Annotated in this window: 25 protein-coding genes; 18 read left to right on the top strand and 7 right to left on the bottom strand. The window is 64.2% G+C overall.

Going from position 1 to position 26,957, the window contains the following annotated elements:
• The 11 genes from BN2476_RS16170 to pyrF form a co-directional block, all read left to right on the top strand.
• The coding region (locus BN2476_RS16170; RefSeq protein ID WP_087735251.1) for an IclR family transcriptional regulator at positions 1-930 on the top strand (930 nt) is incomplete at its 5' end.
• Complete coding sequence (locus tag BN2476_RS16165) at positions 927-1,997, top strand: 2-dehydro-3-deoxygalactonokinase (protein ID WP_087735184.1); 1,071 nt, start codon at positions 927-929, stop codon at positions 1,995-1,997. The genes BN2476_RS16170 and BN2476_RS16165, both read left to right, overlap by 4 nt.
• A gap of 61 nt (positions 1,998-2,058) precedes the next feature.
• Complete coding sequence (locus tag BN2476_RS16160) at positions 2,059-2,739, top strand: 2-dehydro-3-deoxy-6-phosphogalactonate aldolase (protein WP_087735183.1); 681 nt, start codon at positions 2,059-2,061, stop codon at positions 2,737-2,739.
• Complete coding sequence (locus BN2476_RS16155; RefSeq protein ID WP_087735182.1) at positions 2,736-3,512, top strand: SDR family oxidoreductase; 777 nt, start codon at positions 2,736-2,738, stop codon at positions 3,510-3,512. Before BN2476_RS16160 ends, BN2476_RS16155 begins: the two co-directional genes overlap by 4 nt.
• 180 nt (positions 3,513-3,692) lie before the next feature.
• A complete protein-coding gene (locus tag BN2476_RS16150; protein WP_087735181.1) occupies positions 3,693-4,691 on the top strand; it encodes an arabinose ABC transporter substrate-binding protein in 999 nt (332 codons plus the stop codon).
• A gap of 172 nt (positions 4,692-4,863) precedes the next feature.
• On the top strand, positions 4,864-6,378 hold the full coding sequence (gene araG / locus BN2476_RS16145) for an L-arabinose ABC transporter ATP-binding protein AraG (protein WP_087735250.1): 1,515 nt from the start codon (positions 4,864-4,866) through the stop codon (positions 6,376-6,378).
• 128 nt (positions 6,379-6,506) lie between these two features.
• The gene (gene araH, locus BN2476_RS16140; RefSeq protein WP_087735180.1) at positions 6,507-7,523 is read left to right on the top strand and encodes an L-arabinose ABC transporter permease AraH; all 1,017 of its coding nucleotides are present in this window, start codon (positions 6,507-6,509) and stop codon (positions 7,521-7,523) included.
• A gap of 37 nt (positions 7,524-7,560) precedes the next feature.
• Positions 7,561-8,361, top strand: coding sequence for an SDR family NAD(P)-dependent oxidoreductase (locus BN2476_RS16135; protein WP_087735179.1), 801 nt, complete (start codon positions 7,561-7,563; stop codon positions 8,359-8,361).
• A complete protein-coding gene (locus BN2476_RS16130; protein WP_087735178.1) occupies positions 8,358-9,332 on the top strand; it encodes an SMP-30/gluconolactonase/LRE family protein in 975 nt (324 codons plus the stop codon). Before BN2476_RS16135 ends, BN2476_RS16130 begins: the two co-directional genes overlap by 4 nt.
• Positions 9,333-9,593: 261 nt before the next feature.
• Complete coding sequence (locus BN2476_RS16125; protein ID WP_087735177.1) at positions 9,594-10,658, top strand: aldose 1-epimerase; 1,065 nt, start codon at positions 9,594-9,596, stop codon at positions 10,656-10,658.
• A gap of 139 nt (positions 10,659-10,797) precedes the next feature.
• Positions 10,798-11,619 carry an orotidine-5'-phosphate decarboxylase gene (pyrF, locus tag BN2476_RS16120; protein ID WP_087735176.1) on the top strand — a complete coding sequence of 274 codons (822 nt, stop codon included), beginning with the start codon at positions 10,798-10,800 and terminating at the stop codon, positions 11,617-11,619.
• A 31-nt stretch (positions 11,620-11,650) separates the two neighbouring features.
• Here the strand turns inward: pyrF and BN2476_RS16115 are convergent, their stop codons facing one another.
• The 4 genes from BN2476_RS16115 to thiL all read right to left on the bottom strand — a co-directional run bounded on the left by BN2476_RS16115 (position 11,651) and on the right by thiL (position 14,424).
• Entirely contained in the window at positions 11,651-12,166 is a 516-nt protein-coding gene (locus BN2476_RS16115) for a cupin domain-containing protein (protein WP_087735175.1), read from the bottom strand.
• Positions 12,167-12,289: 123 nt separating this feature from the next.
• Positions 12,290-12,790, bottom strand: coding sequence for a CinA family protein (locus BN2476_RS16110; RefSeq protein ID WP_087735174.1), 501 nt, complete (start codon positions 12,788-12,790; stop codon positions 12,290-12,292).
• Positions 12,791-12,842: 52 nt separating this feature from the next.
• Positions 12,843-13,439: a phosphatidylglycerophosphatase A family protein gene (locus tag BN2476_RS16105; protein ID WP_173819628.1), complete on the bottom strand. Its 597-nt coding sequence runs from the start codon at positions 13,437-13,439 to the stop codon at positions 12,843-12,845.
• Positions 13,429-14,424 carry a thiamine-phosphate kinase gene (thiL, locus tag BN2476_RS16100; protein WP_087735173.1) on the bottom strand — a complete coding sequence of 332 codons (996 nt, stop codon included), beginning with the start codon at positions 14,422-14,424 and terminating at the stop codon, positions 13,429-13,431. Before thiL ends, BN2476_RS16105 begins: the two co-directional genes overlap by 11 nt.
• 252 nt (positions 14,425-14,676) lie before the next feature.
• Between thiL and BN2476_RS16095 the strand changes: the two genes are divergently transcribed.
• The 3 genes from BN2476_RS16095 to BN2476_RS16085 all read left to right on the top strand — a co-directional run bounded on the left by BN2476_RS16095 (position 14,677) and on the right by BN2476_RS16085 (position 18,335).
• Positions 14,677-16,971, top strand: a complete 2,295-nt coding sequence (locus BN2476_RS16095) for an NADP-dependent malic enzyme (protein ID WP_087735172.1) — start codon at positions 14,677-14,679, stop codon at positions 16,969-16,971.
• A gap of 382 nt (positions 16,972-17,353) precedes the next feature.
• Entirely contained in the window at positions 17,354-17,758 is a 405-nt protein-coding gene (locus tag BN2476_RS16090) for a ribonuclease (protein ID WP_087735171.1), read from the top strand.
• 16 nt (positions 17,759-17,774) lie between these two features.
• Complete coding sequence (locus BN2476_RS16085; RefSeq protein WP_087735170.1) at positions 17,775-18,335, top strand: barstar family protein; 561 nt, start codon at positions 17,775-17,777, stop codon at positions 18,333-18,335.
• Between the two features lie 153 nt (positions 18,336-18,488).
• On the opposite strand, the gene BN2476_RS16080 is transcribed toward BN2476_RS16085, so the two are convergent.
• Together BN2476_RS16080 and BN2476_RS16075 are read right to left on the bottom strand one after the other, a co-directional pair.
• On the bottom strand, positions 18,489-19,229 hold the full coding sequence (locus BN2476_RS16080) for a 16S rRNA (uracil(1498)-N(3))-methyltransferase (RefSeq protein ID WP_087735169.1): 741 nt from the start codon (positions 19,227-19,229) through the stop codon (positions 18,489-18,491).
• Positions 19,230-19,248: 19 nt separating this feature from the next.
• Positions 19,249-19,662 (bottom strand): VOC family protein, encoded by a 414-nt coding sequence (locus tag BN2476_RS16075; protein ID WP_087735248.1) that lies wholly within the window; start codon positions 19,660-19,662, stop codon positions 19,249-19,251.
• A gap of 666 nt (positions 19,663-20,328) precedes the next feature.
• Here BN2476_RS16075 and tkt point away from each other — a divergent pair.
• Both tkt and gap read left to right on the top strand, forming a co-directional pair.
• Positions 20,329-22,347, top strand: coding sequence for a transketolase (gene tkt, locus BN2476_RS16070; RefSeq protein WP_087735168.1), 2,019 nt, complete (start codon positions 20,329-20,331; stop codon positions 22,345-22,347).
• A 105-nt stretch (positions 22,348-22,452) separates the two neighbouring features.
• Positions 22,453-23,463 carry a type I glyceraldehyde-3-phosphate dehydrogenase gene (gap, locus tag BN2476_RS16065; protein WP_087735167.1) on the top strand — a complete coding sequence of 337 codons (1,011 nt, stop codon included), beginning with the start codon at positions 22,453-22,455 and terminating at the stop codon, positions 23,461-23,463.
• 100 nt (positions 23,464-23,563) lie between these two features.
• Here gap and BN2476_RS16060 read toward each other — a convergent pair whose 3' ends face one another.
• Entirely contained in the window at positions 23,564-24,256 is a 693-nt protein-coding gene (locus tag BN2476_RS16060) for a FadR/GntR family transcriptional regulator (RefSeq protein WP_087735166.1), read from the bottom strand.
• Between the two features lie 252 nt (positions 24,257-24,508).
• Between BN2476_RS16060 and BN2476_RS16055 the strand changes: the two genes are divergently transcribed.
• Entirely contained in the window at positions 24,509-25,837 is a 1,329-nt protein-coding gene (locus BN2476_RS16055) for a C4-dicarboxylate transporter DctA (protein ID WP_087735165.1), read from the top strand.
• A gap of 102 nt (positions 25,838-25,939) precedes the next feature.
• Positions 25,940-26,950 (top strand): allantoicase, encoded by a 1,011-nt coding sequence (gene alc / locus BN2476_RS16050; protein WP_087735164.1) that lies wholly within the window; start codon positions 25,940-25,942, stop codon positions 26,948-26,950.
• Positions 26,951-26,957 lie beyond the last annotated feature (7 nt).

The raw sequence follows: 26,957 nt of genomic DNA, 5'->3' as shown, positions 1-26,957 counted from the left end.
GAAACACCTGAAACACCTGAAACGCAGAACGGCGACGCTGCGCGCAAGCCCGCGCCGCGCACCCCGAACGGCGCGATCGTTCCGCCGCCCCCCGCCGACAGCATCGGCCTGCCGAGCACGCTGCTCGACATCACGCCGCAGCAGGCGGGCACGCAGACACTGCTGCGCGGCCTCGCGATTCTCGAAGCCGCCGCAGCGGGCGTGCGCGACCTGCGCACCTTCGGCGCCGCGCTCGGCACGACGCGCAGTACGACACACCGGCTCGTCAGCAGTCTCGTGCAGGCGCGTTATCTGCGCCAGGTGCAGGGCGGCTACCTGCTCGGTCCGAAGCTGATCGAGCTCGGCACGATCGCGCTCGAACAGATGCCGCTCACGACGGTCGCACGTCCGCATCTGGAGTCGCTCGCCGAACTGACGCACGACACCATCCATCTCGGCGTGCGCGACGGCGACGACGTGCTGTACATCGACAAGATTCCCGGCACGCGCGGCCTCGAAATGCGCTCGCGCGTCGGCCACCGGATGCCGCTCGCGTCGACGGGCATCGGCAAGGCGATGATGCTCGACCTCGTGCCCGATCAATGGCAGTCGCTGTTCGACGCGTCGCGCCGCGCGCTCGCGGGCGTCAGCTTCAAGCCCGACAACCGGCCCGACCAGCAGACCTTCATGCAGCGCATGACGAACTACGCGGCGGGCGGCTTCACGTTCGATCTCGAAGAGAACGAAGCATCGATCCGTTGCGTGGCCGCGCCCGTGCGCGACGCGTCGGGTTCGATCGTCGCGGCGCTGTCGGTGGCGAGCACGATTCCGTACATGTCGCTCGAGCGCATGGACGAGCTGATTCCCGTCGTGCAGCGCGAAGCGCGCGCAATCTCCGAAGAACTGGGCTGGCGTGTTCCGCAACCGACTACGCGCAGGATCAAACGATGACTCAGACGGGTTCGCCCCTGTCCACGCAACGCGCCGAGCCAGCCCAGCCGGTAAGCGACGCCGCGCTGATCGCGCTCGACTGGGGCACGACCTCGCTGCGCGCTTATCTGTTCGACGCAAACGGCGCGGTGCTGGAGACGCGCGCATCGACGGCCGGCATCATGAATCTGCCGCGTCCCGCTGCGGAAGGCGGCTTCGATGCCGCGTTCGACGCCGCCGTCGGCGCGTGGCTGGACCGCTCGCCTGAACTGCCCGTGATCGCGGCGGGCATGGTCGGCAGCGCGCAGGGCTGGAAGGAAGCGCCGTATGTGAATACGCCAGCGAGCGCCGATGCGCTCGTCGACGGCATCGTGCGCGTGCAGACGGCGCGCGGCGTGCCGCTCAACATCGTGCCCGGCGTGCTGCAGAACGGCGAGTTGCCGAACGTGATGCGCGGCGAGGAAACGCAGATTTTCGGCGCGCTCGCCTGCGCGGATGCGTCGGGCGCCGATGCGTCGGGCACCGCTGCGTCGGCAGCCAACAAGGGCGTGCTGATCGGCCTGCCCGGCACGCACGCGAAATGGGTGATGGTGCGCGACGCGAAGATCGAGCGCTTTCACACGTTCATGACGGGCGAGGTGTTCGCGGCGCTCACCGAGCACACGATTCTCGGCCGCACGATGGTCACGCCCGATCGTCCCGACACGGATGCATTTCTGCGCGGCGTACGAGTCGCGCGTGACAGGGGCCAGGCCGGCGTGCTCGCGACGATCTTCAGCACGCGCACGCTCGGCCTGACAGCTCAGCTGACGCGCGAGCAGCAGCCCGACTATCTGTCCGGTCTCCTGATCGGCCACGAACTGGGCGGCCTCGAAGCCGCGCTCGCGCAACGGCAATCGACGCTCGCCGGCCGCTCGTTGCAACTGATCGGCAACGAAGCGCTGTGCGAACGCTATCGGCTCGCGCTCGAACGGTTCGGCTGCCATCGGGCGGAACTCGTCAGGCACGCGACGGAGCGCGGCTTGTGGCGCATCGCGGCGCAAGCGGGCCTCGTCAGCGCGGCGTCGGGGGCCGCGCGGGCGACCTGAAGCAACCTGAAGCGGCGCGCGACAAACAGCAACTGACACAGCAAGCGACATAGGAACCGACATGCAACTCGATCTGAATCTGCCCGCACCCTATCAGCCGCACGCCGGCCTGATGGCCGCTTTCGAAGCGTGTCCGCTGATCGCGATCATGCGCGGCATCACGCCCGCCGACGCCGCCGATCACGGCCGCGCGCTCTACGAAGCCGGTTTCCGGATCATCGAAGTGCCGCTGAATTCCCCGAATCCGTTCGACAGCATTTCGGCAATTCGCCAGGCCATTCCCGTCGATGCGATCGTCGGCGCGGGTACGGTGCTGCGCGGCGAACTCGTGCACGACGTGAAGGCGGCGGGTGGCGAGCTGATCGTGATGCCGCACAGCGACCCTGAAGTGGTGACGACGGCGAAGTCGCTGGCGATGGCCTGCGCGCCCGGCGTCGCGACGCCGACGGAAGCCTTCCTCGCGCTGAAGAACGGCGCCGACGTGCTGAAGATGTTCCCGGCCGAACAGCTCGGCTGCCAGGTCGTGAAGGCGTGGCGCGCGGTGATTCACAACGACGTGCCGTTGCTTCCCGTGGGCGGCATCGCGCCGGACAACATGGGCCCGTTCCTGAGCGCGGGCGCGAACGGTTTCGGGCTGGGCTCGGCGCTGTACAAGCCGGGCCAGCCGGCGACCGCGACGGCTTCGAACGCGAAGGCGTTCATCAACGGCCTGCGCATCGCGCGCGCGGGCGTGAAGAAATGAACCGGCTTGCAGGCAAAGTCGCGCTGGTGACGGGCGCGGGACGCGGCATCGGCGCGGCGATCGCGGCGGCGTTCGCGCGCGAAGGCGCGGCCGTCGTGCTGGCGGAACTCGATATCGAAACAGCACGAAAAACGGCCGCCGACATCGCGGCACAAACGGGCGGCAAGACGCTCGTCGTGCAGACGGACGTCACGCAACCGGCTTCCGTGCAGCGCGCAGTGAGCGAGGGCGAAAAGGCGTTCGGCCCGATCGGCGTGCTCGTGAACAACGCGGGCATCAACGTCTTCTGCGACCCGCTGACGATGACGGACGACGACTGGCGTCGCTGTTTCGCCGTCGATCTGGACGGCGTGTGGAACGGTTGCCGCGCGGTGCTGCCGGGGATGGTCGAGCGCGGCGAGGGCAGCATCGTGAACATCGCGTCGACGCACGCGTTCAAGATCATTCCGGGCTGCTTTCCGTACCCGGTCGCGAAGCACGGCGTGATCGGCCTCACGCGCGCGCTCGGCATCGAATACGCGCCGCGCAACGTGCGCGTGAATGCGATCGCGCCCGGCTACATCGAAACGCAGCTGACGCACGACTGGTGGAATACGCAGTCCGATCCCGCCGCCGCGCGCCAGGCGACCCTCGACCTGCAGCCGATGGGACGCATCGGCAAGCCGGAGGAAGTCGCGATGACCGCCGTTTTTCTCGCGTCGGATGAAGCGCCATTCATCAACGCGAGTTGCATCACGGTCGATGGCGGGCGCTCGGCGCTCTATCACGACTGAGCAGTACCGAAGAAAGCGGAACGAAGCAGTAGCGAAGGAACAGAAGAAAAGCAGCAAAGCCGCCTCGCAAGAAGAGGCGACGGTGTCGACCGCTTGACGCGCTGGCCGCGTGTGTCAAAGCCGGTACAAGAAGACGCGGCCAATACCTTCTCGTTACTCACTAGTCAGGAGACACGCATTATGAAACGCAGAATTTTCCTCACGCTGGCAGCGGCGGCGACGGCGGTGCTCTTCAACGCACCCGTCGCGCAAGCCGCCGACCCGGTCAAGATCGGCTTTCTCGTGAAGCAGCCGGAAGAGCCGTGGTTCCAGGACGAGTGGAAGTTCGCCGAAACGGCCGCCAAGGAAAAGGGCTTCACGCTGGTGAAGATCGGCGCGCCGTCGGGCGAGAAGGTGATGAGCGCAATCGACAACCTCGCTGCGCAAAAGGCGCAGGGCTTCGTGATCTGCACGCCGGACGTGAAGCTCGGACCGGGCATCGTCGCGAAGGCGAAGGCTGACGGCCTGAAGATGATGACGGTGGACGACCGTCTCGTCGACGGCGCGGGCAAGCCGATCGAATCGGTGCCGCACATGGGCATCTCGGCTTACAACATCGGCAAGCAGGTCGGCGAAGGCATCGCGGCTGAAATCAAGAAGCGCGGCTGGGACATGAAGGACGTCGGCGCGATCGACGTGACCTACGAGCAGCTGCCGACGGCGCACGACCGCACGACGGGCGCAACCGATGCGCTCGTCGCAGCGGGCTTCCCGAAGGCCAACGTGATCGCCGCGCCGCAAGCGAAGACCGACACGGAAAACGCGTTCAACGCGGCGAACATCGCGCTGACGAAGAACCCGCAGTTCAAGCACTGGGTCGCCTACGGCCTGAACGACGAAGCCGTGCTCGGCGCGGTGCGCGCAGCGGAAGGCCGCGGCTTCAAGGCCGACAACATGATCGGCGTCGGCATCGGCGGCGCGGACTCGGCATTGAACGAGTTCAAGAAGCCGAACCCGACGGGCTTCTTCGGCACCGTGATCATCAGCCCGAAACGCCACGGCGAAGAGACGTCGGAACTGATGTACGCATGGATCACGCAAGGCAAGGAACCGCCGAAGCTCACGCTGACGCAGGGCATGCTCGCCACGCGCGACAACGTCGGCGAAGTGCGTGAAAAGATGGGCCTCGCAGCGAAGTAAGCGGGCAGCGGGACGCAGGCGCGTGAATGCCGCCGAGGGCATTCACGCGCCGCGCGCGGGACGGAACGGATCGGAAGCAGGCGAAGGCAAGCCGCCGTGCGGGCGAACAAGAGACGACTGCGCAGACGACTACGGCCAGCACGAAGGATCAATCGAAGCAACAGGGGGCAAAGTGTCAGCGACGCTGCGTTTTGACAATATCGGCAAGGTGTTTCCAGGCGTGCGTGCGCTCGACGGAATTTCTTTCGACGTGCACGCCGGCCAGGTGCATGGCCTGATGGGCGAAAACGGCGCAGGGAAATCGACCCTGCTGAAGATTCTCGGCGGTGAATATCAGCCGGATTCCGGCCGCGTGCTGATCGACGGCAACGAAGTGCATTTCGCGAATGCCGGCGCGTCGATTGCCGCGGGGATCGCGGTGATCCACCAGGAACTGCAGTATGTGCCGGACCTGACGGTATCGGAAAACCTGCTGCTGGGCCGTTTGCCCAGCACGATCGGCTTCGTGAAGAAGGCCGATGCGAAGCGCTACGTGCGCGAGCGGCTCAAGGCGATGGGCGTCGATCTCGATCCGAACGCGAAGCTGCGCAAGCTCTCGATCGCGCAACGGCAGATGGTCGAAATCTGCAAGGCGCTGATGCGCAACGCTCGCGTGATCGCGCTCGACGAACCAACGAGTTCGCTGTCGCACCGCGAGACGGAAGTGCTGTTCAAGCTGGTGCGCGATCTGCGCGCCGACAACCGCGCGCTGATCTACATCTCGCACCGGATGGACGAGATCTATCAACTGTGCGATGCGTGCACGATCTTCCGCGACGGCCGCAAGGTCGCGTCGCATCCGACGCTCGAAGGCGTGAGCCGCGACACGATCGTCAGCGAAATGGTCGGCCGCGAAATCTCGGACATTTACGGCTACCGGCCGCGCGAGCTGGGCGAAGTGCGCTTCTCGGCGAAGAACATCGAAGGCCATCCGCTCGCCGAGCCTGCGAGCTTCGACGTGCGGCGCGGCGAGATCGTCGGCTTCTTCGGGCTGGTCGGCGCGGGCCGTAGCGAACTGATGCACCTCGTCTATGGCGACGATCCGAAGAAGGGCGGCGAACTCGTGCTCGACGGCAAGCCGATCAAGGTGAAGAGCGCCGGCGAAGCGATCCGCCAGGGCATCGTGCTGTGCCCGGAAGACCGCAAGGAAGAAGGCATCGTGGCGATTGCGTCGGTCGCGGAGAACATCAACATCAGCTGCCGCCGCCACTATCTGAAGGCGGGGATCTTTCTCGACCGCAAGAAGGAAGCCGAAACGGCCGACCGCTTCATCAAGCTCCTGAAGATCAAGACGCCGAGCCGCCGTCAGAAGATTCGCTTCCTGTCGGGCGGCAACCAGCAGAAAACGATTCTGTCGCGCTGGCTGGCCGAGCCCGATCTGAAGGTGGTGATTCTCGACGAGCCGACGCGCGGCATCGACGTCGGCGCAAAGCACGAGATCTACAACGTGATTTATCAGCTGGCGGAGCGCGGCTGCGCGATCGTGATGATTTCGTCGGAGCTGCCTGAAGTGCTGGGTGTGTCCGACCGTATCGTCGTGATGCGGCAAGGGCGCATTTCCGGCGAGCTGCCGCGCGGCGCCGCGACCGAGCAATCGGTACTGAGCCTCGCGTTGCCGAAGAGTTCGTCGACGGCGCAAGCGGCGTGAGTTTGCGCAGGACGTTTGCGCGCGTCGCGAACGAATACTGCGAACGAGCACTGAACGAGATCTGAATCCGACCGGGACGACAGCCCCGATAGACCGATAGCCCGTGGGGAACGGGAGGAGTGAACCAAATGCAAGCCAGAGAAAACCTCGCGCAACAGGCCGCCAAGAGCGCCGCCGAAGCGCTGATTCCGCAAGCCAGCGACAAGCAGAAGTGGTGGCAGCAGATCACCGAGTACAGCCTGATCGTGATCTTCGCGGTGATGTTCATCACGATGTCGCTGACCGTCGATCACTTCTTCTCGATCGAGAACATGCTCGGCCTCGCGCTGTCGATTTCGCAGATCGGCATGGTCGCGTGCACGATGATGTTCTGTCTCGCGTCGCGCGACTTCGACCTGTCCGTCGGCTCGACGGTGGCGTTCGCGGGCGTGCTGTGCGCAATGGTGCTGAACGCGACGGGCAACACGTTCATCGCGATCTTCGCGGCTGTCGTGGCCGGCGCGGTCATCGGCTTCGTGAACGGCGCGGTGATCGCATACCTGCGCATCAATGCGCTGATCACGACGCTCGCGACGATGGAAATCGTTCGCGGCCTCGGCTTCATCGTGTCGCATGGCCAGGCAGTGGGCGTGTCGTCGGATACGTTCATCGCGCTCGGCAGCCTGTCGTTCTTCGGCGTGTCGCTGCCGATCTGGGTGACGCTGGTCTGCTTCATCGCGTTTGGCGTCATGCTCAACTCGACGGTGTACGGCCGCAATACGCTCGCCATCGGCGGCAATCCGGAGGCATCGCGTCTCGCCGGCATCAACGTCGAACGCACGCGCGTCTTCATCTTCCTGATTCAAGGCGCGGTGACGGCGCTGGCAGGCGTGATTCTCGCGTCTCGCATCACGTCGGGTCAGCCGAACGCGGCAGAAGGCTTCGAGCTGAACGTGATCTCCGCGTGCGTGCTGGGCGGCGTGTCGCTGCTCGGCGGCCGCGCGACGATTTCGGGCGTCGTGATCGGCGTGCTGATCATGGGCACTGTCGAAAACGTGATGAACCTGCTGAACATCGATGCGTTCTATCAGTACCTCGTGCGCGGCGCGATCCTGCTCGCGGCCGTGCTGCTGGACCAGTTGAAGAATCGCGGCTCGCGCGACTGATCGCGTGCAACAACCAACGTCAGAAGGAAACCGAACGATGTCGTCTCCGGCCAACGCGAACGCGCGCGACGAACACAGCGTCTACGCGCGCTATCCAAGCCTCGTGGACCGCACGGTGCTGATCACGGGCGGCGCGACGGGTATCGGCGCGTCGTTCGTCGAGCACTTCGTCGCGCAGGGCGCGCGTGTCGCGTTCTTCGATATCGACGAAACAGCGGGCGATGCGCTCGCCGACCAGCTCGGCGATTCGCGCCACAAGCCGCTCTTTCTGTACGTCGATCTGACGGATATCGACGCGCTGAAGAAAGCGATCGCCGACGTGCGCGCCGCGATGGGTCCCATCGCGGTGCTCGTCAACAATGCGGCGAACGATCAACGCCACAAGATCGAGAACGTCACGCCCGAATCGTTCGACGCGGGCATCGCCGTGAACATCCGTCATCAGTTCTTCGCGGCGCAGGCCGTCGCCGACGACATGAAGGCGGCGAAAAGCGGCTCGATCATCAACCTCGGCTCGATCAGCTGGATGCTGAAGAACGGCGGCTATCCCGTGTACACGATGGCGAAGTCGGCCGTGCAAGGGCTCACACGCGGTCTCGCGCGCGATCTCGGTCCGTACAGCGTCCGCGTCAATTCGCTGGTGCCCGGCTGGGTGATGACGGAAAAGCAGAAGCGCTTGTGGCTCGACGATGCGGGGCGGCTCGCGATCAAGCAGGGCCAGTGCATCGACGCCGAACTGCTGCCCGAAGACCTCGCGCGGATGGCCCTCTTCCTCGCCGCCGACGACAGCCGCATGATCACCGCGCAGGACGTGATCGTCGATGGAGGCTGGGCATGAGCGACAGGACGCTAAACGCGACGAAAAGCGCGACGGAAAGCGCGGCGAACGACGCGGCGGTGAACGTGCAGGCGTCGCCGCTCATCGATTCGCAATGCGCGCTCGGCGAAGGCGCGACGTGGGACGCGCGCGGCGGCTTCTTCTACTGGACCGATATTGAAGGCGCGCGTCTATGGCGGTACGATCCGCGCGATGGACGCAGCACGTTCTGGAACATGCCCGAGCGGCTTTCGACGTTCGCGCTGTGCGCCGATCCGCATTACATGCTGTTGGGTCTCGCGTCGCGGCTTGCTTTCTTCGACCTTGCAACGGGACAGATCGAGCACATCGCCGATGTCGAAGCGGGCATGAACACGCGCGTCAACGACGGACGCTGCGATCGCCAGGGACGCTTCGTGTTCGGCACGAAGGACGAAGCGTCGCCTGTGCAGCCGATCGGCGGGTTTTACCGGCTGAATCACGATCTGTCGCTGGAGCGTTTGGCGTTGCCATCGCCGGCGATTTCGAACAGTATCGCGTTCAGCCCCGACGGCGCGACGATGTACTTCTGCGATTCGCCGACGCGCGAAATTCGCGCGTGCGATTACCACGCGGACGATCGCGTTTCGAACGAGCGCCTGTTCGCGAAGCTGACCGACGAGACGGGCGAGCCGGATGGCTCGACAGTCGATAGCGAAGGTGGCCTGTGGAACGCGCAATGGGGCGGACGACGCGTCGTGCGCTATGACGCGAGCGGCGTCGAGACGGAACGCATCGATGTGCCGACCGCGCAGCCCAGTTGCGTCGCGTTGGGCGGCGCGCAGCTCGGCACGCTGTATGTGACGAGCGCGCGTGTCGGGCTCGAAGAGCAGGCGCTCGCCGCCGATCCGCGCGCCGGCGGCGTGTATGTCGCGACGCAGGGCCGGCGCGGCTTGCCGGAGCCGCTGTTCAACGGCTCGCCGTCGGCGCTCGCGGCAAGACGGGGCGCGTAGCCGGTTGGAGTGCGATGCGCGCTGCGCGCGTCAGAGTGGTAGCCGGTAGTCGAAGCAAACACGCGTAGCAAGCACGCAAAGCACGTGATCGAACGAAGCATTCTGGAGCAGGGCAGTCCGCGCCCCGAAGGAAGTCCGCGCGAGGGGCAGCATGCAGCAAAGACCCAAGAGGCGGCCGCTACGCCGCGCCGCCCGCATAAGCCGCCATCTGCCGTCCGAAGCGCCGATGGCGATGTTCGATGCCTCTCATGGGAGCCTGATATGACTGTCGCGAATTCCGCTGTTCCGTCATCTCCTCAGTCTCGCGCGCGGCGAGCGCGGCTTGCGGCCGCCGTGCAGCAGCCGGTGCTGGCCGGGCCGAGCACGTCCGCGGTGGCGGTCGGCGCGGCGAGCGCCGGCGACGTCGCGTGCGTGACGCTCGCCAATTCCCTGTTGCGGCTCGACGTGGCGCCAACGCTCGGCGGCGGCGTCACGCGCTTCGACTTCCGCAACGAAGGCACGCTCGTGCCCGTGTTCAGGCGCTGCCGCCATCTCGATGCGGACACCGACGCGAACGATCTCGCATGTTATTCGCTGTTGCCGTATTCGAACCGGATCGGCGGTGGACAATTCACGCTGGGCGAGCGTGTGATCGACGTGCCGTGCAATCGCGCCGGCGAGCCGCTCCCCATCCACGGCGACGGCTGGCTCGCGAAGTGGGACGTCGCAGCCGCCGATCACGACAGCGTCACGCTGACGCTCGACCGGCGCGACGGCAAGCCCTACGCTTATCGCGCGAAGCAGACTTACGCGCTCGAAGGCGCGACGCTTGTCATTACGCTCGAAGTCGAAAACACGGGACGCGAAGCGATGCCGTTCGGCGTCGGCGTGCATCCGTTTCTCGTGCGCGACGGCGACACGCAACTGTCGGCGGCGGCGGCGGGCCTGTGGCTTTCCGGTGATGACTGGCTTCCCGTGCGCCACGTGCCCGTGCCGCCCGCGTGGCAGTTCGGCGTTGCGTATCCGCTGCCGCGCTCGATCGTCAATCACGCGTTCACCGGCTGGAGCGGACACGCGACGGTGGTATGGCCGAAGCGCCGGCTGTCGCTGACGATGTCGACGAGCACCGAGTACTACATTCTCTACACGCCGACATCGAAGGACTTTTTCTGCTTCGAACCCGTCGATCATCCGATCAACGCAATGAACCTGCCGGGCGGCGCGGCCGCCAACGGTATGACGATGCTCGCGCGCGGCGAGCGGCTCGCGCGCTCGTTCAGCTTCACCGTCGAGCGAACGGGACTGCGCGCGATGGCGGGCGGACGCGGCGCGAAGCGCGGGCAATGAGCGCGGGCTCTTTCGTGATTGCCATGTGACCGCTGCGTGGTCGCTTTGCAATGGCTGCGCGCGGAGCTGCTGCGTCTGCATCCGGCGGCGCGAGTAAAATACGCGGCTCATCAGTCATTGACGCGCCGCGAGATTTTCTATGTCCACATTCATCCAGACGCTCGACCACGCATGGCAGACCACGAACTCGCTGCTGTGCGTCGGGCTCGACCCTGAGCCGTCGAAATTTCCAGGCGCGTATGCCAACCGCTCGGACGCGATCTTCGATTTCTGCAAGAAGATCGTCGACGCGACGGCACCTTACGCATCGTCGTTCAAGCCGCAGATCGCGTACTTCGCCGCGCATCGCGCCGAAGAGCAACTGGAGCAGCTGATCGCGCACATCCATCTGAAGCATCCGGGCCTGCCCGTGATTCTCGACGCGAAGCGCGGCGACATCGGCAGCACGGCAGAGCAATATGCGCGCGAAGCGTTCGACCGTTATCGCGCCGATGCTGTCACGGTGAATCCCTATATGGGTTTCGATTCGATCGAGCCCTACCTGGAGCACGAGGGCAAGGGTGTGATCGTGCTGTGCCGCACGTCGAATCCTGGCGGCTCGGACCTGCAGTTCCTGGAGACGGGCGGCCGTCCGCTGTATCAGACCGTCGCGCGCCTCGCGGCGGAAAAGTGGAACGCAAACGGCCAACTGGGCCTCGTCGTGGGCGCGACGTTCCCGAAGGAAATCGAAGTGGTGCGCGGGATCGTCGGCGAGATGCCGCTGCTGATTCCGGGCATCGGCGCGCAAGGCGGCGACGTCGAGGCGACGGTGAAGGCCGGCCGCACTGCGGCGGGCACGGGGATGCTGATCAACTCGTCGCGCGCGATCCTTTACGCGGGCAAGGGCGACGACTGGGCGGACGCGGCGGCGCAGGCGGCGAAGGATACGCGCGATCGTATCAACGCGTTCCGGCACGCGTAGGCGAAAGCAGTGCCTTTGATGGGGCGGCCGGTCAACCCTGGCCGGTCGTCGGACCCAGCTTCACAATCAGATCGCGATGCTGCGGAAACTCGATTAGCAACGCCTCGACGCTGGCGATTTCGAATTCGCTGAACTCGAATCCCGGCGCGACTGTACAACCGACGAGCGCAACGCTCGTCGCATCGTCGCACTGGGCGGCGAACCAGCGGCCGGATCGAACGACGGCCTGAAACACGCAATCGGCGTTGGCGAGCGCATTGCCAAGCCGATGAACGGTGAGCGCGCCGTCGTCTTCGAGCACGTACACATTGAGCGGATCGCCGGCGTAGAAGTGCCAGAGTTCGTCGGACTTGATCCGGTGCCACGCGGAGTGCGCGCCATCGCAGAGAAGGTAGTAGATCGCGGTCGATGCCGAGCGGCGCGCCGTCGAGTTGTCGCGACGAACGGAGTCGACCGCCCGGTAGGTCTCGCGGAAGAAGCCGCCTTCGGGATGCGGCTGGAGATCGAAGCGGCGGATCAGTTCATCGCGGTCAATATTCGAGGCCATGATCTTCCGAAGAGCGCAAGGCGTGGACTGCGTGTGGATGATGTGACGGGGAGACGGCGCGAGAACCAAAAAGAAGCTAGCGATTCAGTCCGCTTGTCTCGCAAGGAACCAGGAAAGAAAAAATCAACGCTCGCGCTCGTCGAGCAAAATCAAAAGCCCGCGCAGCGCATGCGTTGCGGCCTGCACTCTGACCCGTTCCCGATCGCCTTTGAAAACCAGCGTTTCGACGACGGTATGCAGCCGGTTGCTCCAGCCGAAACACACCATGCCGACAGGCTTGGACTCCGTTCCCCCGCCGGGCCCCGCCACGCCCGTAATCGACAGCGCGACCTGCGCGCGGGAATTCCTCAACGCGCCTTCGACCATCGCCCGCGCAACGGGCTCGGACACCGCGCCATGCTTGTCGATCAGGTCTGACGGCACGCCGATCATTTCGATCTTCGCCTGGTTCGAGTAGGTCACGAAGCCGCGCTCGAACCATCCGCTGCTGCCCGAAATGTCGGTGATGGCCGTCGCGACCATCCCGCCCGTGCAGGATTCAGCCGTGGCAAGCATCAGCCGCTCGTCACGCAGACGATTGCCGGCGCGAATCGCGAGTTGATGAACGACGGAATCGGTAGCCATGCTGGACTCCGGTAAGAGGGACGCCAGATGCGTCAGGAGCACAAGGAGAAATTCAGACCGACATCCGCCAGAGCGCAATCACCAGCAACGTGAAAAACGCCGCGACGAGATCGTCGAACATGATGCCAAAGCCGCCTTTCAGTCTGCGGTCGAAATACCGGATGGGCGGCGGCTTCACCATGTCGAAGAAACGGAAGACGATGAACGCCCACAACTGGCCGGTGAAAGTGGCAGGCGTGACCATCAGCAGCACGAGCCAGAACGCGACGATCTCATCCCACACGACCGACGACGGATCGTCGACGCCGAGCCTGTTGGCCGTAAAGCCGCAGATCCCGATGCCGGCGATGAAGCCGCCGACGATCAGAATGCCCCATTCGATGACCGTGAGCTGCGCGCTGAACGCCGCGAACGACGCCCACGCGAACAACGTTCCGAAAGTGCCCGGCGCGATGGGCGACAGGCCGCTGCCGAAACCCAGTGACAAGATATGCAGCGGATGTGACAGCATGAAGCGCGCATTCGCGCGTCGCGGCCTGGGCGCGCGCGGCTCGCCCTGGTCGGAGCCGTTCGGCGATCCGCCCGGTCGTCCGTTCGTTGGCGCGTCGGAAAAATGGCCGGCGGAGCCAAGCGAGGTTTCATTCTGCATGGAAATGGTCGAAGCCTTGCAACGTCAAAGTGAGGGGGGCGCCCGACGCGTCGTGCCAGGAGATGGTGGGCACCGCGCCGGCTGAGTCGAGTGGAGTTATTGTACCGACGCGCGTCACGGGTACACTCGCCTGTTGACCCGCTGCAACGACTGCGCCACGCGCGGACGCCGGCGCGGTGAAGCACAGCTCGTAATCGTCGCCACCCGCGATCGTGCAGCGGCGCTGGATGTCGGTGGAAAGGCGGCGCAGCGCATCCGAGCGCGGCAGCGCATCGGCGTCGACCGTTGCGTTCAGGTGCGAGCGTTCCAGAATGTGCATCAGGTCGCCCGCGAGACCATCCGAAATGTCGAGCGCCGCGCGCGCCACGCCGCGCAGCGCGAGGCCGAGCGCGATGCGCGGCTCGGGCAGCTCCATCGCGCGGCGGAATGTTGCGGTGTCGCTTGCATCGGCGGACCACTCGCCGCGCTGCACGCCAAGACTCGCGCGCGCGTCGCCCAATGTGCCCGACACCCAGATGTCGTCGCCGCGCTGCGCGGCATCGCGGCGCAGCGCGCTCTGCGTAGGCACCGAGCCGAACACGGTGATGCACAAATTCAGCGGCCCGCCCGTCGTATCGCCGCCGATCAATTCGCAGCCGTGGCGTTCGGCCAGATCGAAGAGCCCGTCGCTGAACGCGGATAGCCAGTCGGCGTCGGCCTTAGGCAACGAAAACGCCAGCGTGAACGCCAGAGGTTTCGCGCCCATCGCGGCGAGATCAGACAGATTCACCGCGAGCGCCTTGTGACCGAGCGCTTTCGGATCGACATCGGGAAGGAAGTGACGGCCTTCGACCAGCATGTCCGTCGAAATGGCGAGCATCTCGCCGGCGGGCGGGGCGAGCAGCGCGCAATCGTCGCCGATTCCAAGCGCGGCGCGCTGCGGGTAAGTCGAATCTGACGCGCGGCGCGCGAAGAAGCGTTCGATGAGCGAAAACTCTGAAAGCATAAATGGGCGTGGCAGTGCGAAAGGGCGGCCGAAGGGGATGAATCGACAGGCTCAAGAAACGCGAACAGGAAGCGAACACGACGCTAAACGCGCGCATTGTAGTCGCCGTGAGACCCGGGACGAAACCGCGCGCTTTTCCTTTCACGCTGTTTCAGTCGCGGCACCTGCACCCGGATTGCAGGCTTCGATTTGTGGGATTGGCGCTACAATGCCGTCGAACATCTATTCTAATCCGCACTTTCACGTCCGCTTATGTCGACTCCCGTCAATACCAAACTCCGTGAAGCCGCTCTCGATTATCACGAATTCCCGACCCCCGGGAAAATCGCGATCGCCCCGACGAAGCAGATGATCAACCAGCGCGATCTGGCGCTGGCGTACTCGCCGGGCGTTGCGTTCGCGTGTGAAGCGATCGTCGAGAATCCGCTCAATGCCGCACGATTCACGGCACGCAGCAACCTGGTCGGCGTCGTGTCGAACGGCACCGCGGTGCTCGGCCTCGGCAATATCGGGCCGCTCGCGTCGAAGCCCGTGATGGAAGGCAAGGCCGTCCTCTTTAAGAAGTTTGCCGGGATCGACGTGTTCGACATCGAATTGAACGAGACGGACCCGCACAAACTGGTCGAGGTGATCGCCGCGCTGGAGCCGACTTTCGGCGGCATCAACCTGGAAGACATCAAGGCGCCCGACTGCTTCATCGTCGAGCGCGAGTGCCGCAAGCGCATGAAGATTCCCGTCTTCCACGACGACCAGCACGGCACGGCGATCGTAGTCGCGGCGGCGTTCACGAACGGGCTGAAGGTGATCGGCAAGGACATCCGCGAAGTGAAGCTGGTCGCGTCGGGTGCGGGCGCGGCGGCGCTCGCGTGTCTGAACCTGCTCGTCGATCTCGGCCTGCCGCTCGAAAACATCTTCGTGACCGACCTGGCCGGCGTCGTCTACAAGGGCCGCGTGGAACTGATGGACCCGGACAAGGAGCGCTTCGCGCGTGAAACCGACGCGCGCACGCTGTCGGACGTGATCGCCGGCGCGGACGTGTTCCTCGGACTGTCGGCGGGCGGCGTGCTGAAGCAGGAAATGGTCAAGCAGATGGCGGACAAGCCGCTCATTCTCGCGCTCGCCAATCCGACGCCGGAAATCCTGCCGGAACTCGCGCTGGAAGTGCGCCCTGATGCCGTGATCGCGACGGGCCGCACCGACTATCCGAATCAGGTCAACAACGTCCTGTGCTTCCCGTTCATTTTCCGTGGCGCGCTCGACGTGGGCGCGACGGTCATTACGAAGGAAATGGAAATCGCCGCGGTCAACGCGATCGCGGAACTGGCGCGCCAGGAGCAGTCTGACATCGTCGCGACGGCGTACGGCATTCAGGACCTGTCGTTCGGTCCGGAATATCTGATTCCGAAGCCTTTCGATCCGCGCCTGATCGTCAAGATCGCGCCCGCAGTCGCGCAGGCCGCGATGGATTCGGGCGTCGCCACGCGTCCGATCGAGGACATGGAGGCTTACACGCAGCATCTGCAGCAGTTCGTCTACCACAGCGGAACGACGATGAAGCCGATCTTCCAGCTCGCGCGCGGCGTCGAGCCGGAGAAGAAGCGCATCGTGTTCGCGGAGGGCGAAGAAGAGCGCGTGCTGCGGGCGGTGCAGATCGTCGTCGACGAGAAGCTCGCGAAGCCGATCCTGATCGGCCGTCCCGCCGTCATCGAGCAGCGCATTGCGAAGTACGGCCTGCGCCTCGTCAACGGCCAGGATTACACCGTGGTCAACACCGATCACGACGAGCGCTATCGCGACTTCTGGCAGGCGTACCACAAGATGATGTGCCGCAAGGGCTTCACCCAGCAGATGGCGAAGCTCGAAATGCGCCGCCGCACGACGCTGATCGGCTCGATGCTGGTGAAGAAGGGTCACGCCGACGGCATGATCTGCGGCACGGTCAGCACGACGCACCGCCATCTGCACTTCATCGACCAGGTGATCGGCAAGAAGGAGGGCGCGAAGGTCTACGCGGCGATGAACGCGCTGGTGCTGCCGGGCCGGCAGATTTTCCTCGTGGATACGCACGTGAACGTCGATCCGACGGCGGAAGAACTGGCCGAAATCACGATCATGGCGGCGGAAGAAGTGCGCCGCTTCGGCATCGAGCCGAAGATCGCGCTGGTGTCGCATTCCAATTTCGGTTCGAGCAATGCGCCTTCTGCGCAGAAAATGCGCGATGTACTCGCTATCTTGCAGGAACGCGCGCCGCAACTTCAGGTGGATGGCGAAATGCACGGCGACCTCGCGCTGGATGCGAACCTGCGCCGCGAAGTGCTGGCGGATTCGACGCTGGAAGGGGACGCGAACCTGCTCGTGATGCCCAACATCGACGCCGCGAATATCTCGTACAACCTGCTGAAGACGGCGGCGGGCAACAACATCGCCATCGGGCCGATGCTGCTGGGCGCGGCGCAGCCGGTGCACGTGCTGACGCCTTCCGCGACGGTGCGCCGGATCGTCAACATGACGGCGCTGCTGGTCGCCGACGTGAACGCGTCGCGTTAAGTCTGTCGTTTGTCTCGCGCGGGCTGGCGTTTGTTAGCCTGCGCAGGCAAAAAAAGAGGCGTGCCCGCAATGGGCACGCCTTCGAGCAGTGGCTGGGGATTAGCCATCCCGCAAAAGGTCGACGCATGACATGATTCCGGCGTGCAGACTGTCGGGACGACGAGGCATGAGAGTCGTCCAACATCGAACCTCAAAGATAAGCTTATCTCGATCGAGATAAAGTGTGCGTCAAGATTTGTCAAATCTGGCGTCGGCGGCCGGCGTGTGCCACCTGGACGACCTTTCGTCCGACCAATGAACATTGATTCCAAAAGACATTAGCGATACCCTTACGACTTTCATGGTCGTCAAACTCGTTATTCAACAGCGGGAATCCTGATTCATGGCACGCAAGTGGCTCCGCGACGGCGTGCTGATCGCCGCCTTGACGGTCGGCGGTCTTGTCGGCAGCAGCTACCAGACGGGCGTCTTCGCCCGTGAAGCGCAACAGGCGCAGGCAGGCGGCATCGTCGCGTTGGCGCAATTGCCGCCGGAAGCTGTCAGGACATTGAACTCGATTGCGGCTGGCGGGCCTTACCCGTATGAAAAGGACGGCGTCGTATTCGGCAATCGTGAACGGTTGCTGCCGCCGCACCGTCGCGGGTATTACCACGAATACACCGTCCCCACGCCACACGCCCGCGATCGCGGCGCACGCCGCATCGTCTGTGGAGGACCGCTCAGGCGGACCGACAATTGTTATTACTCAGACGACCACTACGCCAGTTTTAATCGCATTATTGATTGACATCGGGATAATCGGCATGAGCGACAACGTCTACGCGCACGACTCGAAAGTCGCGACGGATTTTTTCGCGGCCGGCGACGGCAATATGTTCCAGCGCGTCATGCAGATGCGCGATGCCGGCCAGGCCCGTGACGTCCAGAACGAAGCGAGCACGGGACCTTCATCGGAAGAGGGACGCATGAGTCTTTTCCAGACCGTACGACCGAACATCGTACAGTCGATCCGCGCATTCCGCGTGCAGGATCTCGCTGACGAAGCGAATCGGCTCGGTCAGCATTTTCTCTACGCTTTTGTCGGCAATGCGCAGTCCAAACAAGAAGTGATGGAGACGATTGCCACGTCGTTCCTGTTTCCCAAGCACTTCGGCAAGAACTACGACGCGCTGTACGACTCGCTGACCGATCTCGTCCACAAGGCTGGCGCCCAGCCGGGCTTCGTCATCGTGCTCGAAGCACTACCGATCGCAACCAAATTCGACAAGGATGCGCGTGAGACGCTGCTCGACGTGTTCCGCGAGGCCGCGGAATTCTGGGCCGAGCGCAAGGTCGCGTTCCGCGTGTTCTACTCGTTTGCTTGAAATGTTCGAGGTCAGGAGAGCGTCGCCAGGGATCGTTCGACGCGGATCGGTTCAGCACTCAAAATAGGACCAACAAAAAGGCCCGCCGTCCGGCGGGCCTTTTCATTTTCAACGGACGTTTCCTGTTTTCTAAACGTCGTTTGTCGTAAGCGCCTACCAGCCGCCCCAGCGCGCCGCGAGTGCTGACAGCACCGCGATCCCGGCCGTTTCGGTGCGCAGCACGCGCGGTCCGAGGCCGACGGCCATAAATCCGTGGCTTGCGGCGGCGGCCTCTTCGGCAGCCGAGAAGCCGCCCTCAGGGCCGACCAGCACCAGCGCGCGGACTTTCGGCGGCTCGGCCGGCAGCGCGGAGAACGGCACGCTCGCCCGTGGCGACAGCAAAAGCCGCAATTCGCCTTCGATCGGTTCCTTCGGCATCGAGCCGAGCCACGTCGCAAGCTCACGAGTCGGCATCACTTCCGGCAGGCGGTTGCGCCCGCACTGCTCGCACGACGCCTGCACGATCCGCTGCCAGTGAATCTGGCGGCGCTGCGCGCGCTCGCCGGCAAGACGGACGACGCTGCGCGTCGTCGTCAGCGGCACGAATTCTGATGCACCCAGTTCCGTCGCCTTTTCGATCAGCCAGTCCATCTTGTCGCTGCCGGCGATGCCTTGCGCAAGCGTGAGCTGGTAAGGCGGCTCTGCCTCGATGTCGCGATGTGCGCCGATCCGGGCGATGGTCCCATGCCGATCCATATCGACGATTTCGGCGCTGTACTCGCCGCCATTTCCGTTGAACAGGCTGACAGTGTCGCCCGGCTGCAAACGCAGGACGCGGACGTGCCGGTTGACTTCGTCCGGCAGGGAAACGATGTCGTCGGTCTTGAACGGGGTGCCGACGAAAAAGCGAGGCATAAGGAAAGTTCTCATTCACTCAAGACAGATGGCAGGCCAACGCCCAGCGGTAGCCGTCGAGATCTTCGATCTGGGCGAAACGATCGCCCCAAAACTGATCTTGCGGTTCGCTCAGCGACCTGGCGCCGGCCGCGATGGCCCGCGCATAAACCGCGTCGACATCGTCGACATAGAGATAAAACGATTGGGGGGCCATCGCGCCCGCGCTTTTCGGCGTTTTGGCCGTCGAGCCGAACGCGCCTTCCGGCGCGAACATGACAATCAACTGGTCCTGATACGTCATCTCGACATGCATCACGACGCCCTCGTCGTGCACGCTGTCGCGGACGCGGAAACCAAACGCCGCCTCGAAGAACGCGATCGCAGTGCGCGCATCGCGAACCGTCAGATACGGTGTCAGCCACGGCACTCCGGCTGGGCGTGGGGCAGTCATCGAACTCTCCTGAACCAATGTGTCGCTTATGCCATCGCCGCCGCGACCAGCCTTGCCTTGCGGCAGACGGCCGGTGCCAAAGAGGCGATGCATTTTGCAGCAGTCTCAAAGCCAACGCTTTAAGAATCGGCTTAGTTTACCGCCTGATGCGCGATGAACGGCGAACTATGGATCGTGCGGCGATATTTCCGTGCGTCACGTGCCGGCGAATTTGCCTCGCACGACGAGACGAAAATCCGACTGTTCGCGTTCAATTTGCGGCTTCGTCGATGGTCGCGCGCAAATTCGGTAGATCGCGTGCGGCATCTGCACGGAAAGATCCATTCGACGTCCCAAAAGTTCTTTGAGTTTGCGCGTCATCAAACGCGGAAACGAGGGATCAATGGAAACTGCGGGCCTTACTGACGACCTCGCCTGATCGTCAGCGGACGGCGCGAAAACCACGGCAAATGACGCGAACATGCGCGCCGGATCTCCCCGAAACGCCCGCCGATGGCGGAAGCCGCGTCCGGCTATCTGTTAGAATATCCCGCTTTGCAGCCCTGTCCGTTTGTTCAGCCCGCCTCGCGTCTTCCGGCGCCGCACCGTGCGCCAAAGCAGACCGGCCGCCGCGCTTCCGGACCATCAACGGCGCCCCCGCTTTTTGGACCAATCCCCGGACCCGACATGACGATCTCGTCTCCCGCCCCCACTTCTCTGATGGCCAACGCGATTCGCGCGCTTGCCATGGATGCCGTTCAACAAGCGAATTCCGGACACCCCGGCATGCCGATGGGCATGGCCGAAATCGGCGTTGCACTGTGGTCGCGCCATCTGCGCCACAACCCGAGGAATCCGCATTGGGCGGATCGCGACCGCTTTGTGCTGTCGAACGGCCACGGCTCGATGCTGCTGTACTCGCTGCTGCATCTGACGGGCTACGATCTGCCGATGGAAGAACTGAAGAACTTCCGTCAACTGCATTCGAAGACGCCGGGACACCCGGAACACGGCATCACGCCGGGCGTCGAGACGACGACGGGCCCGTTGGGTCAAGGCCTTGCGAACGCGGTCGGCATGGCGCTCGCCGAGTCGCTGCTCGCGAACGAATTCAACAAGCCTGACGCGAAAATCGTCGATCACCACACGTATGTGTTCCTCGGCGACGGCTGCCTGATGGAAGGCATTTCGCACGAAGCCTGCTCGCTCGCCGGCGTGCTGAAGCTGAACAAGCTGATCGCGTTCTACGACGACAACGGCATCTCGATCGACGGCGACGTCGTTCACTGGTTCCACGACGACACGCCGAAGCGCTTCGAAGCGTACGGCTGGAACGTGATTCCGGGCGTGATCGGCCACGACGTCGAGGCCGTCGACGCCGCCATCAAGAAGGCCAAGCAGTCCGACAAGCCGACGCTGATCTGCTGCAAGACCGTGATCGGCGAAGGCTCGCCGAACAAGGCGGGCACTCACGACGTTCACGGCGCGGCGCTGGGCGACAAGGAAGTCGCGGCCACGCGCGAGAAGCTCGGCTGGAACTACCCGCCGTTCGTGATTCCGCAGGAAGTCTACGCAGCGTGGGACGCGAAGGAGCTGGGCGCGAAGATCGAAGGCGACTGGAACCACGCGTTCGCCGCGTATCGCGCGAAGTATCCGCAAGAAGCCGCCGAATTCGAGCGCCGCATGGCGAACAAGCTCCCCGCCGACTGGGCGGAAAAGGCGCAGGCGATCATCGCCGGCGCGAACGAGCGCGCCGAAACCGTCGCGACCCGCAAGGCGTCGCAGCAGGCAATCGAAGGTCTCGCGGCCGTGCTGCCCGAACTGTGCGGCGGCTCCGCTGACCTGACGGGCTCGAACCTCACGAACTGGAAGGCGGCGAAGTACGTGCGCGTCGGCGAGACGGGCGCGGCGGGCAGCTACGTGAACTACGGCGTGCGCGAATTCGGCATGAGCGCGATCATCAACGGCCTCGCGCTGCACGGCGGCCACAAGGCATTCGGCGGCACGTTCCTGACGTTCTCGGACTACAGCCGAAACGCGCTGCGCGTCGCCGCGCTGATGAAATCGCCGTCCATCTTCGTGTTCACGCACGATTCGATCGGCCTTGGCGAAGACGGTCCGACGCACCAGTCGATCGAACATGTCGCGAGCCTGCGTCTGATTCCGCACATGCAGGTGTGGCGTCCGGCGGATACCGTCGAGACGGCCGTCGCATGGACGCAAGCCGTCGAGCATCAGGGCCCGTCGTGCCTGATCTTCAGCCGCCAGAACCTCGCGTTCAACCCGCGCACCGATGCGCAGATCGCCAACATCGCGAAGGGCGGTTACGTGCTGCAAGACTGGAACGACGAGATCGTCGCACGCAAGATCATCCTGATCGCGACGGGCTCCGAAGTCGAACTGGCGATGAAGTCGGTCGAGGCGCTCGCGCGTGAAGGCATCGCGGCACGCGTCGTGTCGATGCCGTCCACCACGACCTTCGACAAGCAGGACGCCGAGTTCCGCGAGCGCGTGCTGCCGCACGGCGTGCGCCGCGTCGCGATCGAAGCGGGTGTGACGGATTTCTGGCGCAAGTACGTGGGTCTGGAAGGCGGCGTCGTCGGTATCGACGTGTTCGGCGAGTCGGCCCCGGCAGGCGTGCTGTTCAAGCATTTCGGCTTTACCGTCGAGCATGTGGTCGCGACGGCCAAGGCGGCGCTCGGCTGACGCGAATCGCCCGCCGCGCGCTGCCGCCATCAAGTGCGCGCAGCGGGCTTCGTGTCGCAGCCGGTGCATCAGGGAAGAATTTTTTCAGCCATCAGGAGATAGAACATGACGATTCGTGTCGCAATCAACGGCTATGGCCGGATCGGCCGCAATACACTGCGCGCCTTTTATGAGAACGGCAAGAAGCACGACCTCGAGATCGTCGCGATCAACGACCTTGGCGACGCCAAGACCAACGCGCATCTGACGCAGTACGACACGGCGCACGGCAAGTTCCCGGGCGAAGTGACCGTCGACGGCGAGAACCTCATCGTCAACGGCGACAAGATCCGCGTGCTGGCCAACCGCAACCCGGCTGAACTGCCGTGGGGCGAGCTGGGTGTCGATGTCGTGATGGAATGCACGGGCTTCTTCACGACGAAGGAAAAGGCAAGCGCCCACCTGAAGGGCGGCGCGAAGAAGGTGATCATCTCGGCGCCGGGCGGCAAGGACGTCGATGCGACGATCGTCTACGGCGTGAACCACCAGACGCTGAAGGCCGATCACACGGTCATCTCGAACGCATCGTGCACGACGAACTGCCTCGCGCCGCTCGTCAAGCCGCTCAACGACAAGATCGGTCTGGAAACGGGTCTGATGACCACGATCCACGCGTACACGAACGACCAGGTTCTGACCGACGTGTACCACGAAGACCTGCGCCGCGCGCGCTCGGCCACGCACAGCCAGATCCCGACGAAGACGGGCGCGGCATCGGCTGTCGGCCTCGTGCTGCCGGAACTGAACGGCAAGCTGGACGGCTACGCGATCCGCGTCCCGACCATCAACGTGTCGATCGTCGACCTGTCGTTCATCGCCAAGCGCGACACGACCGTCGATGAAGTCAACGCGATCATGAAGGAAGCGTCGGAAGGCGCGCTGAAGGGCATCCTCGGCTACAACTCGGCGCCGCTGGTCTCGATCGACTTCAACCACAACCCGGCTTCGTCGACGTTCGACGCGACCCTGACCAAGGTGTCGGGCCGTCTGGTGAAGGTGTCGAGCTGGTACGACAACGAGTGGGGCTTCTCGAACCGCATGCTGGACACGGCGGTTGCTCTCGCGAACGCGAAGTAAGCGCTCCTCGCTGCGTTCATGACGCGAAAAAGCCGCTCTTCGGAGCGGCTTTTTTCATGCTTGCGGCTTTGAGAGCGAGCTGTTCAGGCGCGTTTCACGCTCACGCATGCGGCGTCGGAAAATACACGCCCGCGCGCTGCGCAGCGTTCGCGATGTGCTTCTCGATGGCCTTGCCGGCCGCATGCGGATCGCGTGCCTTCAGCGCATCGAGAATCGCGCGATGCTCGTGATAGGTCGAAAGCACCAGTTCGCGCCGATAAAACGGCATGCGCTGACTCTCCTTCATGATGTCGGCGCTGCTGCGCAGAATCGATTCGATGGCCGCATTGCCGGCGATATTCACGATGCGCATGTGAAAGTCGAAGTCGAGCTGCGCGGCCTCGTCCAGTTCGCCGTTGGTGAGCGCGGCGTGCAGCGCGGCGATGTTGTCCTCGAACCATTCGACGTCGTCGTCGCCGATCGCGAGCGCCGCCATGCGCGCGACGAAGCCTTCCAGCGCGAAACGCATCTGATAGGTGTCCGGCAGCGACGACTGATCCGCGAAACGCCACGGATGCGCGGACGATGCTTTCGTCGACTGCACATACACGCCTTTGCCTGGGCGGATCGTCAGCATGCCGAGCGCTTCGAGCGTCGACAGCGCCTCACGTAGCGAAGCACGGCTGATGTCCAGTTCCTCCGACAATTGCCGCTGCGCCGGCAACAGGCTCCCAACGGGATAAGCGCCGCCTTCGATCCTCTCGCGGATCGTCGCGATGGCGGCGTCGGTGACGGTGTGCGGGACGTTCTTCATGATGGCGTCGGCGGTTCGATGCGGTCTGACCAGCATTGTAGAACGGATACGAGAAATCGTCGCAAACCGCTGCATCGATGCAAGTTCCGGGCGAGAAGGCCGGTCCGACCAGATCGGGTAAACACCGGCCTCAGAATCCTTGACCCGACTATATCGGTTTCCTACTATTCGCCATAACAGTACTGGTCGGACCAGTATGAACAGGTGATGGAAGATCGTACTGTAGACCCAACTCGTGATCGGGAGAAAGCCGTGTTGAAGTTCTTCAATTCGCTGTTTGGCCGGGTGGTGATCGCTCTTGTGGCGGGCATCGTGATCGGCGCGCTGTTTCCGCATTTCGCGCAGTCGCTGCGTCCATTGGGCGACGGCTTTCTCAAGCTGATCAAGATGGTGATCGGCCCCATCGTGTTCTGCGTCGTCGTCAGCGGGATGGCGCACGCGGGCGATCTGAAGAAGGTGGGGCGCGTCGGCCTGAAGGCCGTCGTCTACTTCGAAATCATGACGACGATCGCGCTCGTGATCGGCGCGGTGCTCGCTTACGTGACGCGGCCGGGCGTCGGCATGAACATCGATCTGCACTCGCTCGATGCCGCATCGCTCGCCACCTACACCGAGCACGCGAAGAGCCTGAAGGATACGGCGGCCTTTCTGCTGAAGATCATCCCCGACACGGCGATCGACGCGTTCGCGAAGGGCGACATCCTGCAGATCCTCGTGTTCTCCGTGCTGGTCGGCTCCGCGCTGTCGCTGCTCGGGCCGCGCGTGCAGCGCGTCAACGGCCTGATCGACGAGCTCGCGCAGGTGTTCTTCCGCGTGATGAGCTTCATCATCAAGCTGGCGCCGCTCGGCGTGCTGGGCGCAATCGCGTTCACGACGGGCACGTATGGCGTCGCGTCGCTGAAGCAGCTGGGCATGCTCGTCGTCGTGTTCTACGCGAGCTGCATCGTGTTCGTCACGGTCGTGCTCGGCGTCGTGATGCGCCTCGCCGGCTTCAGCATCTTCAAGCTGATCCGCTACTTGCGCGAGGAACTGTCGATCGTGCTCGGCACCGCTTCGTCGGACGCCGTGCTGCCGCAGATCATGCGCAAGCTCGAATGGATGGGCGTGAAGGATTCGACCGTCGGCCTCGTGATTCCGACCGGCTACTCGTTCAACCTCGACGGCTTCTCGATCTATCTGACGCTTGCCGTCATCTTCATCGCACAGGCGACGAATACGCCGCTGTCGATGCACGATCTGATCGTCGTCGTGCTGGTGTCGCTGATTACGTCGAAGGGCGCGCACGGTATTCCTGGCTCCGCGATCGTGATTCTCGCCGCGACGCTCTCCGCGATTCCCGCGATTCCCGTGCTCGGCCTCGTGCTGATCCTGCCCGTCGACTGGTTTGTCGGCATCGCCCGCGCGCTGACGAATCTGATCGGCAACTGCGTCGCCACGGTGATCGTCGGTGTATGGGAGAACGATATCGACAAGGCGCGCGCCCGCCGCGTGCTGAACCTCGACAGCGACTACCGCTTCGTGCCGACCGTCACGGACCTCGGCGAAGACGCGGGCCACGTGAATCCCGCGCACGCCGTGTGACAACGCTTTCCGCCATCTGACCGACCACCAATGGCAGCGGCGGCGGGCTTCCAGGGCCCGCCGCCCACTCACTCACCCGATTGAAGACTGAACGAACCGATCATGGCCAATCCGATTCTCGATCCGAACGCACCCGCTTTCACGCGCCGCTACATGAATCTTGCCGATCCGCGTCTGGGCGCCAAGGCGCTCTTCGCGAGCGACGAATTCTTCGCGCCGAAGGAGCGCATGCTCGACCCGCAGCCGGCGGTGTTCATCCCCGGCGAGTACGACGACCACGGCAAATGGATGGACGGCTGGGAGACGCGCCGCAAGCGCACGACGGGCCACGACTACTGCGTCGTGCGGCTGGCGCGGCCGGGCGTCGTGCACGGCGTCGATCTCGACACGAGTCACTTCACGGGCAATTTCCCGCCGGCCGCGTCAATCGAGGCCTGCTACTCCGATGGCGACGTGCCCGCCGATCACGCCGACTGGCAAACCATCGTCCCGGCGACGACGCTGCAGGGCAATCAGCATCACTACGTCGAAGTCAGCGATGCGCGCGCGTTCACGCATCTGCGCGTGAATCTGTATCCGGACGGCGGTCTCGCGCGGCTGCGCGTCTATGGGCAGCCGAAGCGCGACTGGGAGCGGATCGATCGCGGCACGCTCGTCGATCTGGCCGCGACCGAAAACGGCGCGTATCTGGTTGCGGCGAACAACCAGCACTTCGGGCCGGCGTCGCAGATGCTGATGCCGGGGCGCGGCGTGAACATGGGCGACGGCTGGGAAACGCGGCGCCGCCGCGAGCCGGGCAACGACTGGGCGATCGTTGCGCTCGCCCGTCCTGGCGTGATCCGCAAAGTCGAGGTGGATACGGCGCACTTCAAGGGCAATTTCCCGGACCGCTGCTCGCTGCAGGCGGCATCCGTCACGGGTGGCACCGACGATTCGCTCGTCACGCAGGCGATGTTCTGGCCGGTCCTGCTGCCGGAGCAGAAGCTGCAGATGGACAGCGTCCACACGTTCAGCGCCGAACTGGCCGCGCTCGGGCCTGTTACGCACGTGCGCTTCAACATCTACCCGGACGGCGGCGTGTCGCGTCTGCGTCTGTGGGGCGAGATCGAATAAGGCACAC

This window comes from Paraburkholderia piptadeniae, assembly GCF_900007165.1.
Classification (GTDB): Bacteria; Pseudomonadota; Gammaproteobacteria; order Burkholderiales; family Burkholderiaceae; genus Paraburkholderia; species Paraburkholderia piptadeniae.
This window is presented reverse-complemented; position numbering and strand designations above follow the sequence as displayed.

What these genes read in the sequence shown, in the direction of transcription:
- BN2476_RS16060 (WP_087735166.1), bottom strand. Translation starts at nt 24,256, where the DNA reads ATGAAGAACGTCCCGCACACCGTCACCGACGCCGCCATCGCGACGATC.
- BN2476_RS16130 (WP_087735178.1), top strand. Translation starts at nt 8,358, where the DNA reads ATGAGCGACAGGACGCTAAACGCGACGAAAAGCGCGACGGAAAGCGCG.
- thiL (WP_087735173.1), bottom strand. Translation starts at nt 14,424, where the DNA reads ATGCTTTCAGAGTTTTCGCTCATCGAACGCTTCTTCGCGCGCCGCGCG.
- BN2476_RS16135 (WP_087735179.1), top strand. Translation starts at nt 7,561, where the DNA reads ATGTCGTCTCCGGCCAACGCGAACGCGCGCGACGAACACAGCGTCTAC.
- BN2476_RS16105 (WP_173819628.1), bottom strand. Translation starts at nt 13,439, where the DNA reads ATGCAGAATGAAACCTCGCTTGGCTCCGCCGGCCATTTTTCCGACGCG.
- araH (WP_087735180.1), top strand. Translation starts at nt 6,507, where the DNA reads ATGCAAGCCAGAGAAAACCTCGCGCAACAGGCCGCCAAGAGCGCCGCC.
- BN2476_RS16160 (WP_087735183.1), top strand. Translation starts at nt 2,059, where the DNA reads ATGCAACTCGATCTGAATCTGCCCGCACCCTATCAGCCGCACGCCGGC.
- pyrF (WP_087735176.1), top strand. Translation starts at nt 10,798, where the DNA reads ATGTCCACATTCATCCAGACGCTCGACCACGCATGGCAGACCACGAAC.
- alc (WP_087735164.1), top strand. Translation starts at nt 25,940, where the DNA reads ATGGCCAATCCGATTCTCGATCCGAACGCACCCGCTTTCACGCGCCGC.
- BN2476_RS16125 (WP_087735177.1), top strand. Translation starts at nt 9,594, where the DNA reads ATGACTGTCGCGAATTCCGCTGTTCCGTCATCTCCTCAGTCTCGCGCG.
- BN2476_RS16165 (WP_087735184.1), top strand. Translation starts at nt 927, where the DNA reads ATGACTCAGACGGGTTCGCCCCTGTCCACGCAACGCGCCGAGCCAGCC.
- BN2476_RS16110 (WP_087735174.1), bottom strand. Translation starts at nt 12,790, where the DNA reads ATGGCTACCGATTCCGTCGTTCATCAACTCGCGATTCGCGCCGGCAAT.
- BN2476_RS16075 (WP_087735248.1), bottom strand. Translation starts at nt 19,662, where the DNA reads ATGACTGCCCCACGCCCAGCCGGAGTGCCGTGGCTGACACCGTATCTG.
- gap (WP_087735167.1), top strand. Translation starts at nt 22,453, where the DNA reads ATGACGATTCGTGTCGCAATCAACGGCTATGGCCGGATCGGCCGCAAT.
- BN2476_RS16150 (WP_087735181.1), top strand. Translation starts at nt 3,693, where the DNA reads ATGAAACGCAGAATTTTCCTCACGCTGGCAGCGGCGGCGACGGCGGTG.
- BN2476_RS16080 (WP_087735169.1), bottom strand. Translation starts at nt 19,229, where the DNA reads ATGCCTCGCTTTTTCGTCGGCACCCCGTTCAAGACCGACGACATCGTT.
- tkt (WP_087735168.1), top strand. Translation starts at nt 20,329, where the DNA reads ATGACGATCTCGTCTCCCGCCCCCACTTCTCTGATGGCCAACGCGATT.
- BN2476_RS16095 (WP_087735172.1), top strand. Translation starts at nt 14,677, where the DNA reads ATGTCGACTCCCGTCAATACCAAACTCCGTGAAGCCGCTCTCGATTAT.
- BN2476_RS16155 (WP_087735182.1), top strand. Translation starts at nt 2,736, where the DNA reads ATGAACCGGCTTGCAGGCAAAGTCGCGCTGGTGACGGGCGCGGGACGC.
- BN2476_RS16085 (WP_087735170.1), top strand. Translation starts at nt 17,775, where the DNA reads ATGAGCGACAACGTCTACGCGCACGACTCGAAAGTCGCGACGGATTTT.
- BN2476_RS16115 (WP_087735175.1), bottom strand. Translation starts at nt 12,166, where the DNA reads ATGGCCTCGAATATTGACCGCGATGAACTGATCCGCCGCTTCGATCTC.
- BN2476_RS16090 (WP_087735171.1), top strand. Translation starts at nt 17,354, where the DNA reads ATGGCACGCAAGTGGCTCCGCGACGGCGTGCTGATCGCCGCCTTGACG.